Origin of the sequence: Salinicola sp. CPA57, assembly GCF_003206035.1 — a bacterium.
Taxonomy (GTDB): domain Bacteria; phylum Pseudomonadota; class Gammaproteobacteria; order Pseudomonadales; family Halomonadaceae; genus Salinicola; species Salinicola socius.
Window position 1 is genome coordinate 19,132 of record NZ_PZJR01000004.1, and the last position, 9,922, is coordinate 29,053.

Here is a 9,922-nt window from a genome sequence, read left to right on the forward strand (position 1 = left end):
GTACAGGGGGCTCGTATTAGCACGGCTACGCGAGCCGTTCGATGCCGACCGCCGTGGCCTCGCCGCCGCCGATGCAGATGGCCGCCACGCCCCGCGTCACTCCGTGATGGGTCAGCGCATTCAACAGCGTGACCAGAATTCGCGCGCCGGAAGCGCCGATGGGATGACCCAGGGCGCAGGCGCCGCCGTGCACGTTGACTCGTTGGTGATCGAGCCCGAGTTCGTGCATCGCCGCCATTGCCACCACCGCAAAGGCCTCGTTGATCTCATAGAGATCGACGCTTTCCCGCGACCAGCCGAGCCGTTCATAAAGCTTGGTGATGGCGTGGATCGGCGCCACCGGGAAGTCGCCGGGGCGCATGGCGTGGCTGGCATGACCATGCATTCGGGCCAGCGGTGTCAGCCCCAGCCGTTCGGCCTCGCGCTGGCGCATCAGTACCAGCGCCGCGGCGCCATCGGAGATCGAGCTCGAGTTGGCGGCGGTGACCGTGCCGCCGTCGCGGAAGGCCGGTTTCAACTGGGCGATACGGTCGATGTTGGCCTTGTAGGGTGGTTCGTCGTGCGCGACGCGATCCGTGCCGCGTCCGGCCGGCGCTTCCAGTGCCACGATCTCGCTGGCGAAAACGCCGGATTCGATCGCTCGCCTGGCCCGCGTCAGCGAGGCGATGGCGTAATCATCCTGCGCCTTGCGGGTGAAGCCGAAGGCCTGGGCGCACTCCTCGGCGTAGGTGCCCATCAGCCGACCCGGCTCGTAGGCGTCCTCGAGACCGTCGAGAAACATGTGATCGAGCACCTGCGCATGCCCCATGCGCAGCCCGGCGCGGGCCTGGGGCAGCAGGTACGGCGCGTTGCTCATGCTCTCCATGCCGCCGGCGATGGCGTGAATGGCGCTCCCCACGCGCAGCGCATCGACGGCCTGCATCACCGCCTTCATGCCGGAGCCGCACATCTTGTTGATCGTGGTGCAAGGCGTCGATTCGGCGAGCCCCGCCCCGAGTGCCGCCTGGCGTGCGGGAGCCTGGCCGAGGCCTGCCGGCAGCACGCAACCCATGACCAGTTCATCGACGGCGTCAGGCACCAGCCCGGCGTGTTCGAGCGCGCCACGAATCGCCGCCGTGCCCAGCTGCGGGCAGCTCAGGCCACTCAAGGCGCCCTGGAAAGCGCCCATCGGCGTGCGTTTGGCGCCGACGATCACGATCGGGTCTTCGGATTTCATCGCGTTTCTCTCTGTGAGTTCGTGGCATCAACTGGCATTCATTCGAATGCCGCCGTCGAGCCGAATCACCTCGCCGTTGAGATAACGGTTCTCGAGGATCTGGCGCACCAGCGAGGCGTACTCCTCGGCGTGGCCCAGGCGCTTGGGAAACGGCACCTTGGCGTTGAGGCCTTCGCGTACCTCGGCGGGCATGCCCTGCATCATCGCGGTATCGAAGATGCCCGGTGCGATCGCCATGACCCGAATGCCGGAAACCGCCAGCTCTCGGGCGGCGGGCAGGGTCAGGCCGATAACGCCGGCCTTGGAGGCGGCATAGGCGGCCTGGCCGATCTGTCCTTCGAATGCGGCCACCGAAGCGGTATTGATCACCACGCCGCGTTCGGCGTCGTCAGCGTCGGTGGAATTTTCCTGCATTGCCGAAACGGCCAGACGCAGCATGTTGAAGGTGCCGATCAGGTTGATATCGATCGTGCGCCGAAAACTGTCGAGGCCGTGCACGCCGCGCTTGCCCTGGATCTTCTCCGCCGGGGCGACGCCGGCGCAGTTGATCAATCCGTGAACGGCGCCGAAGCGCGCCAGCGTTTCGGCGATGGCGCGCTCGCCGTCGCCCCCGCAGGTGACGTCTGCCGGCACCGCCAGGGCGTTCTCGCCCAGCGTTTGCGCCTGGGCGCTGGCCGCTTGCGCGTCATGATCGACCAGCGCCACGCTGGCGCCGGCCTCGATCAGCATTCGTGCCGTCGCCGCCCCCAGCCCGGAGCCGCCGCCGGTAACGATGAAGGTGTGCTCAGCCAGCTGCATGGGGTGATCTCCCGGGTGGAACCTTGGCCTGTTCTAGCGGGGCCGACGCGACCGGGAAATAGGACCTAGTGCTGAAAGACCAAGGTCGGATGGCGACAGGTTGACATTAACGTCAAGGTCATAGGCCAAGGCGACCGTCGAACCGGTGGCTTCCCGACTCGTCGGGCATGCGTGAGGAGACGTGGGAAGGGCCGCTCACGAGGCCGCTCGAACCACGGCCATCGATCTCGGGGAAGTACAGATGAAGAAGACCCAACCCACGGTGAAACCGGTGCACAAACCGGTTTTCGCCAACGGCGACGACATCCAGATTCCCGTTTTTACCCTGCTCAAGCCCGATGGCACGGTGTACGCGGGCGCCGGGCCGATCTCTCTCGACAAACCGACGGCGCGGCGCATCTATCGCGCGATGCTTTACACCCGGGTGCTCGACGAACGCATGCTGGCGGCCCAGCGTCAGGGCCGGCTGAGCTTCTACATGCAGTGCACCGGCGAGGAGGCGGCGGTGATCGGCAGTACGGCGGCGCTGGACGCCGCCGACATGATCATGGCGCAGTACCGCGAGCAGGGCGCGCTGGCCTATCGCGGCTTCACCACCGACGAGTTCATGGATCAGCTGTTCGGCAACGAGCGAGACCCCGCCCATGGGCGTCAGATGCCGATCCACTACGGCTCGAAGGATCTTCACTACCTGACGATCTCCTCGCCGCTGGCGACCCAGATTCCCCAGGCCACCGGCTATGCCTACGGCCAGAAGCTGGCCGGCAACGGCAACTGCACGCTGACGATCTTCGGCGAGGGCGCCGCCTCGGAGGGGGATTTTCACGCGGCGCTCAACATGGCGTCGGTGCACAAGGTGCCGGTGATCTTTCTGTGTCGCAACAACGGTTACGCCATCTCCACGCCGGTCACCGAGCAGTTCGCCGGTGACGGCATCGCCGCCCGCGCCTTCGGCTATCGGATGCAGTCGATCCGCGTCGACGGCAACGACATCCTGGCGGTGTTCGAAGCGACTCGCGAGGCGCGACGGCTGGCGGTGGAGGAGAACGAGCCGGTCCTGATCGAGGCGATGACCTACCGCCTGGCCGCCCACTCCTCCTCCGACGATCCCTCCGGCTATCGCAGCAAGAAGGAAGAGGAGTCGTGGCACAGGAAAGACCCGCTGCGCCGGATGCAGCGCTGGCTGATCGAGCGCGACTGGTGGCACGAGGAGGAGGAGCGCGAGCTGACCGAGTCGCTGCGGCGCGAAGTGCTGGAAACCATGAAACAGGCGGAAAAACGTCGTCCGCCGGCGCTCGAGACGCTGGTCACCGACGTCTATACAGAGACACCGCCGCTGTTGCGCGAGCAGCTCGACGAGCTGGAAGCGCATATTCGTCGTCACCCCGACGCCTACCCCAAGAGTGCGCCGTGGATGGATGAAGCGCCTGCCGGACGGGCCGGTCACCCACAAGCCGCTCATTCAGAGGAGGGCGGCGCATGAGCCGAATGAATCTGCTCCAGGCCGTCAACGATGCCCTCGATACCGCCATGGCCGCCGATGAACGCGTGCTCTGCTTCGGCGAGGATGTCGGCATTTTCGGTGGCGTTTTCCGCGCCACCAGCCATCTTCAGGAAAAGTACGGCCGCGCACGCTGCTTCAATACCCCGCTGGTCGAACAGGGCATCGTCGGCTTCGCCAACGGTCTGGCGGCGCAGGGCTCGGTGCCGGTCGCCGAGATCCAGTTCGCCGACTACATCTATCCGGCGTTCGATCAACTGGTGAACGAGACCGCCAAGTTCCGCTATCGCTCCGGCAACCTGTTCGATGTCGGCGGCCTGACCGTGCGGGCGCCCTACGGCGGCGGTATCGCCGGCGGCCATTACCATTCGCAGTCGCCGGAAGCCTATTTCGCGCATATGCCAGGTATCACCGTGGTGGTGCCGCGCAATCCGCATCAGGCCAAGGGGCTGTTGCTGGCCTCGATCCGCGCGCCGGACCCGGTGATCTTCTTCGAGCCCAAGCGTCTCTACCGCGCGTCGGTGGGCGAGGTGCCGGACGACGACTACGAGCTGCCGCTGCGCCAGGCGGAGGTGGTCAAGGGAGGCTCGGATATCACCCTGTTGGCCTGGGGCGCGCAGATGGAAGTGATCGAGCAGGCGGCCGAGATGGCCGAGAAGGAAGGCGTTTCCTGCGAGCTGATCGACCTGCGAACCATCGTGCCGTGGGATATCGAGACCGTGGTGGCCTCGGTGCTCAAGACCGGGCGGCTGATCGTCAGCCACGAAGCGCCGCTGACCGGGGGATTCGCCAGCGAAATCGCGGCGACGGTCCAGAGCCGCTGCTTTCTCTATCTGGAGTCGCCGATCGAGCGAGTCACCGGGCTGGACACGCCATTCCCGCTGACGCTGGAAAAAGAGTACATGCCGGGGCCGTTGAAAGTTCTCGACGCCATCCACCGTACGATGAATTTCTGAGAGAGGAGGTGATAGTGAGCGATTTCCTGCTGCCCGATCTCGGTGAAGGCATCGTCGAATGCGAAGTGGTGGCCTGGCACGTCCAGGAGGGGGACGAGATCGCCGAGGATCAGCCGGTGGTCGAGGTCAGCACCGACAAGGCGGTGATGGAGATCACCGCGCCGGAGGCGGGGCGGCTGGTGCGGCGCTACAGCCAGCTTGGCGAGATCGCCCGAGTGCATTCGCCGCTGTTCGCCTACGTGACGCACGCCGGTGATGCCGAAGACGTTGCCGTTGAAACCGCGACGACCCGGGCGAGTGACGAGACTTCCATGGCGTCGTCGTCCCCAGTCGCGCAGGCCGCGACGGCGATGTCTTCGTCGGATACCGGCCGCCGACGCATTCCGGCCAGTCCGGCCGTGCGCCGGCGAGTGCGTGAACTCGGTGTCAGCCTCGAGGAGATTCCCGGTAGCGGCAAGGATGGCCGGGTGCTCAAGGAGGACGTGCTGGCGTTTCGGCAGCAACAGCATCAGGAATGGCGCCCCGAGCCAGCCGCAATTTCGGATCCCCAGACTACGACGGCTACCGATTCTGCCTCCTGCGGCGAACGCGTCGAGCCGCTGCGCGGCGTGCGCGCGGTGATGGCCCGGCGGATGAGCGAGGCGGCGTCGACGATTCCGCATTTCGCCTATGGCGACGAGTTCGATGTCACCGAACTGCTGGCGCTGCGGGAACGCCTGAAGGGCGATTTCGAAGCGCGCGGCGAGCGGCTGACGCTGATGCCGCTGCTGATGAAAGCGCTGGCCCTGGCCGTGGCGGAGTTTCCGCTGCTCAACTGCCGGCTCGGTGCGGCTGCCGACGCCATTCATTACCAGGCCGCCTGCCATATCGGCATGGCGGTGGACAGCGCCAGCGGACTGCTGGTGCCCAACGTCAAGCACGTCGAGCGGCTGAGCCTGCGCGAAGTGGCGGCCGAGGTGGAGCGTCTGACCCGTGCCGCCCGCGACGGGCGGGTCGAACCGAGCGATCTCAAGGGCGGCACCATCAGCATCTCCAACATCGGCGTGCTGGGCGGCACCTATGCCATGCCGATCATCAACGCGCCGGAGGTGGCGATCGTCGCGCTCGGCCGCGTTCAGCGTTTGCCGCGTTTCGCCTTGGACGGTTCGGTGGTCTCCCGCGCGATCATGACCGTGACCTGGTCCGGCGATCATCGGGTGCTCGATGGCGGCACCATGGCGCGCTTCTGCAATCGCTGGAAGGACTACCTGGAAGCGCCGGAGACGATGCTGGCGGATCTGCGCTGACCTCATGGCCACATCCGGGCACAGGCCGACGGAGCTGCAGCAGTTCTACATCCCCGAGGAGCAGTCGGTCTATCTGCTCAGCCAGAGCCAGGCACGCCAGCTGCGCGAGTGGATCGAGCGCTGCCGTCACCAGCTTGCCCAGGTCGGCTATCGCGAGGTCGAGCTGGTGGGCAAGGGGGCCTACGGCTTCGTCTTCGCGGGCATCGATGGTGCCGGCAACAGCCATGTTTTCAAGTTCACCCGCCAGAATCTGCCGCAGTCGTTCCACGAGCGCCTCGAGGAGGAGGCGTTCATGCTCGAACAGGTCGATCATCCGCGCGTTCCCAAACTGATCGCCTATCGCACCCTGCGCCATCAGGCGATGCTGGTGATGGCGCGTGCGCCGGGCATCAATCTGGAGGAGTTCTCGCTACGCGAGGGACGGCTGGCACCGCGCCTGGTGATCAGGATCGCGGCGCAGCTGGCGGACATTCTGCGCACGCTGCGCCGCGAATCGGGAGAAGGGCGACTCGTGGTACACGGGGACATCAAACCCTCGAATCTGATGTTCGATGCGCGAACCGAGCAGGTCGCGCTGATCGACTGGGGCTCGTCGGTCTTTGCCCAGCTCGATGCCGAGGGCCAGTTCCTGTCGCGCAACGTGATGGCGCTGATGTCTGCCGATCTTCAGCACACCAACGCCCGCATGGGCGATGTCTACTACATCGGCGAAGAACAGCTGAACGGCGCGCTGTCGTCGCCGCGCTTCGATGAACAGGGCGCCGCCGCCACGCTCTATGCGCTCGCCACCGCGCAGTCCAGCCGCTTCGGCCACGGCACGATCCCGGCGACCTCGCTGGGCCTGCCGATCGAGTTCGCCCGGATGCTGGAGGCCATGCTCAGTGATGATGCCGCACTGCGTCGCCGGGCCGGAGACTATTTCCTCCGGCAGATGCCGCGGATCGCCCGCACCATTCTGCGTGAGCCGTCGCCGGCGCCTGAGATCCCGCTGGTGCCGGTGTGGGTGCGCTCGCTGGAGCAGGAGATCGAGACGGTGGTCTACAGCTCGCGCAAGGCGTTTCTGCGCGAGGACGTTCTGCATGACACGGCCTTGCGCGGGCGGGACCGCGACGACACCTTGAGCGCGATCAATGACGTTCAGTTCGACCGTTACTACAAGCATTTCATGCAGGGCATGGGCGATCTCGAGAAGGCCTTCCTGGTGGCGGTGGGGCGACTGGGAAGGTATCCGGTGGTCGGTGGTCTGGCGGTGCGCTGGAGCGACGCCGGCGTCGAGTTCGATACCACCTTGAGTCTCAACGAACCGTCGCTGCGGACGGCCTTCGTCGCGGCGGTGAACAACATGATCACCCTGGCCCGGGCGATTCGCCGCCGCGACGGCGTGTTCAAGGCGTGCCTGTTCAACGCCCGGCGAACCCTGCACGTCGACCGTGACGACGCCTCGCAGCCTTTCGTGCCCGCGGCGGCCAGCGTCATTCCCTACGAGGTCAGCCCCACGCCGGAGCTGGAGGACACCGGCCGCGAACACTCCTACTTCGAGGACGGCCCGGACCCCGAGGAGTTTCTGCGTCTGCCACCGGTAATGATCGAGGCGCTGTCCCGGCTCAACGCCATCCATCACACCGGCATGATCATCTTCGAGGCGTTGCCGACGCATCTGAAGATCCACAGCTACTACCGCCTGCTCGATCCGGCCCGGGAGCACGAGTTCCGCAACTGTCTGGAAACGCTGCTGGCGGCGGTACCGCAGATCGACGGGCTCGGCGTGTCCGGCTACATGAAGATGCCCTACAAGAACACGCGACATTTCGCGCACCAGTCACGGCTGGCCGATTCCGGCCACCGCGCCTGACCCAGCGCTCGAGCCCGGAAAGTTCGGGCGCCCCCGCGCTTCGCGCGCGATCGTTGCGTTTTCGGGACGCTTTTCACCTGTTTTGGCCATTTTTATGGCGGAACCGGGGATGAATCGGATTCGAGTCGGTATAATCCGCGCGTTTCTGTTCAAGCGGCCCGACGCTGCCGCCAAAGCTTTCAAGCAGCCTGACGCTGCCGCCAAAGCTTTCAAGCGGCCTGATGCTGCCGCCAAAGCCAAACTGCCCGAAGCTGCCGCCAACGCCAAGCGGCCCGAAGCTGCCGCCAACGCCAAGCGGCCGGAGACGCTCCGGGTTCTAACAACGACACCGGGTCCGGCCTCCCGAAGGGGCGGTATTCCGACAACAGCAATACTCGATGGTGAATTCATGGCCAAGCAATCCCATACCCATGCGCAGTGGTCCTCTCGCACGGCCTTCATCCTGGCCGCGACTGGTTCGGCGGTGGGTCTCGGCAACATCTGGAAGTTCCCCTACATGGTGGGCGACAGCGGCGGCGCCGTGTTCGTGCTCGTCTATCTGGTCTGCATCGCACTGATCGGTCTGCCGATCCTGGTTTCCGAATGGCTGCTGGGCCGACGTGGGCAGTCCAACCCGGTCAACACCATGCAGAAGCTCAGCCGCGACTCGAAGCTGTCTCCCGACTGGGTACTGGTGGGGATCGCCGGTGTGCTGGGGTCGTTTCTGATTCTGTCGTTCTACAGCGTCGTCGGCGGCTGGTCGCTCAACTACACCTGGAGCACGCTGACCGGCGATCTGGGCCGGTCGAGTGGCGTCGATGTCGGCGACTACTTCACCACGCTGCTGGGCCAGCCGGGCACGCTGCTGTTTTGGCACACGATCTTCATGCTGCTGACCTTCGGCATCGTCGCCGGCGGCGTCAAGGGCGGTCTGGAACGGGCGGCCAAGTGGCTGATGCCGCTGTTGATCGTGGCGCTGATCCTGCTGATCGGTTTCGGTGCGACCACCGACGGTTTCGGCGAGGCGGCCCGATTCATGTTCTCGCCCGACTGGAGCAAGCTGAACGGCGGCGTCGTGCTCGCCGCGCTGGGTCATGCGTTCTTCACGCTGTCGCTGGGGATGGGGATCATGATGGCCTACGGCTCCTACCTGGGGCAGGAGGTCAACCTGATCAAGACGGCGCGCACCGTGGTGATTCTGGATACGGTCATCGCGCTCGGCGCCGGCATGGCGATCTTCCCGGTAGTGTTCGCCAACAACCTGGATCCGAGCGCCGGGCCGGGCCTGCTGTTCGTCACCCTGCCGCTGGCGTTCATCGACATGCCGTGGGGGTTGGCGTTCGGGACGGTCTTCTTCGCGCTGTTGACCGTGGCCGCGATCACCTCGGCGATCTCGCTGCTGGAGCCGGTGACCGAATTCCTGGAAGAGCGCACGCCGCTGTCGCGTATCGCCTCGGCCTTCGTCGCGGCGCTGGCGACCTGGGCGCTGGGCATTGCCGCGCTGCTGGCGTTCAACGTCTGGTCCGGCTTCCAGCCGTTCGGCTTCAACGTCTTCGATCTGCTCGACGCGCTGACCAGCAAGCTGATGCTGCCGCTGACGGGGCTGGCCGCCATCGTCTTCACCGCCTGGTTCCTGGATAGCGAAGAGGTGAAACAGGAGCTGGGCCTGGGGCCGAAGGGGCGGGTGCTGTGGCACTACGTGACGCGCTACGTGGCGCCGATCGGCGTGATCGTGGTGTTCTTCAACAGCCTGTGAGACAACGCGCAACCGTGGTGAGCCGTCGCTCGCCACGGTTGCCGCCGGCCTGTCGCGAAGATCACATCTCTTTGGCGTGAAACGAACGCTCCCGTCGGTGCGAGTGCCGACAGGGCAGGCCGCGGCCGTTGTCCTCCTAGGGTAACGGCCGCCGCTCGTTGGGAGCGGTATTCACGCTGCCGGCTGCTACTCCGGCAGTTCGGCAATCTCTTCCGCCAGCTGGCGCTTTTCCCGACGCTGCTCGATACCGCGGCGGGCCTTCAGATAGCGAACGGCGGCCTTGCGCTTGCGCTGCTCGTGTTCGCTGACTTCCAACGTCATGAAAATGTCGAGAATTTCGCTCTTCAGGGAGTGAAGATGTTCGATGGTAGGCATGATCGAATCTCCTGGCATCCTCGGATCTGTCGGGTCGCGCCCGACATGCATACTATACAGAACATTACAAGGTCGTGACGGTTAGCTTTTTTCATGCTGCCGACGCGCCGTGCCGAGGTGTTCCGCCAGCACGACTCGGGCATACTAGGCATGTCTGAACAGTACTGCGCTCGCCCATGCGGCGTTAAAAATCGGCTGGTGCG

Annotated in this window: 8 protein-coding genes; 5 read left to right on the forward strand and 3 right to left on the reverse strand. The window is 65.5% G+C overall.

Going from position 1 to position 9,922, the window contains the following annotated elements:
- Positions 1 to 25: 25 nt before the first annotated feature.
- A complete protein-coding gene (locus DOM36_RS06100; RefSeq protein WP_110641976.1) occupies positions 26 to 1,216 on the reverse strand; it encodes an acetyl-CoA C-acyltransferase in 1,191 nt (396 codons plus the stop codon).
- Between the two features lie 27 nt (positions 1,217 to 1,243).
- Positions 1,244 to 2,014, reverse strand: a complete 771-nt coding sequence (locus DOM36_RS06105) for an SDR family NAD(P)-dependent oxidoreductase (protein WP_110641978.1) — start codon at positions 2,012 to 2,014, stop codon at positions 1,244 to 1,246.
- Positions 2,015 to 2,255: 241 nt separating this feature from the next.
- Between DOM36_RS06105 and DOM36_RS06110 the strand changes: the two genes are divergently transcribed.
- From DOM36_RS06110 to DOM36_RS06130, 5 genes are all read left to right on the forward strand, one after another.
- Positions 2,256 to 3,497 (forward strand): thiamine pyrophosphate-dependent dehydrogenase E1 component subunit alpha, encoded by a 1,242-nt coding sequence (locus DOM36_RS06110; protein WP_110641980.1) that lies wholly within the window; start codon positions 2,256 to 2,258, stop codon positions 3,495 to 3,497.
- Positions 3,494 to 4,471 carry a transketolase C-terminal domain-containing protein gene (locus DOM36_RS06115; RefSeq protein WP_110641982.1) on the forward strand — a complete coding sequence of 326 codons (978 nt, stop codon included), beginning with the start codon at positions 3,494 to 3,496 and terminating at the stop codon, positions 4,469 to 4,471. Before DOM36_RS06110 ends, DOM36_RS06115 begins: the two co-directional genes overlap by 4 nt.
- Before the next feature lie 14 nt (positions 4,472 to 4,485).
- Entirely contained in the window at positions 4,486 to 5,757 is a 1,272-nt protein-coding gene (locus DOM36_RS06120) for a 2-oxo acid dehydrogenase subunit E2 (RefSeq protein WP_110641983.1), read from the forward strand.
- A 4-nt stretch (positions 5,758 to 5,761) separates the two neighbouring features.
- A complete protein-coding gene (locus DOM36_RS06125) occupies positions 5,762 to 7,609 on the forward strand; it encodes a phosphotransferase (protein WP_110641985.1) in 1,848 nt (615 codons plus the stop codon).
- Positions 7,610 to 7,997: 388 nt separating this feature from the next.
- Positions 7,998 to 9,344, forward strand: coding sequence for a sodium-dependent transporter (locus DOM36_RS06130; protein ID WP_110642057.1), 1,347 nt, complete (start codon positions 7,998 to 8,000; stop codon positions 9,342 to 9,344).
- A gap of 186 nt (positions 9,345 to 9,530) precedes the next feature.
- Here DOM36_RS06130 and DOM36_RS06135 read toward each other — a convergent pair whose 3' ends face one another.
- Positions 9,531 to 9,719 (reverse strand): hypothetical protein, encoded by a 189-nt coding sequence (locus tag DOM36_RS06135; protein WP_075571321.1) that lies wholly within the window; start codon positions 9,717 to 9,719, stop codon positions 9,531 to 9,533.
- Positions 9,720 to 9,922 lie beyond the last annotated feature (203 nt).

Bases quoted from the DNA above. Each gene is read 5' to 3' on its own strand.
- DOM36_RS06115 (WP_110641982.1), top strand. From the start codon at position 3,494: ATGAGCCGAATGAATCTGCTCCAGGCCGTCAACGATGCCCTCGATACC.
- DOM36_RS06110 (WP_110641980.1), top strand. From the start codon at position 2,256: ATGAAGAAGACCCAACCCACGGTGAAACCGGTGCACAAACCGGTTTTC.
- DOM36_RS06105 (WP_110641978.1), bottom strand. From the start codon at position 2,014: ATGCAGCTGGCTGAGCACACCTTCATCGTTACCGGCGGCGGCTCCGGG.
- DOM36_RS06125 (WP_110641985.1), top strand. From the start codon at position 5,762: ATGGCCACATCCGGGCACAGGCCGACGGAGCTGCAGCAGTTCTACATC.
- DOM36_RS06130 (WP_110642057.1), top strand. From the start codon at position 7,998: ATGGCCAAGCAATCCCATACCCATGCGCAGTGGTCCTCTCGCACGGCC.
- DOM36_RS06135 (WP_075571321.1), bottom strand. From the start codon at position 9,719: ATGCCTACCATCGAACATCTTCACTCCCTGAAGAGCGAAATTCTCGAC.
- DOM36_RS06100 (WP_110641976.1), bottom strand. From the start codon at position 1,216: ATGAAATCCGAAGACCCGATCGTGATCGTCGGCGCCAAACGCACGCCG.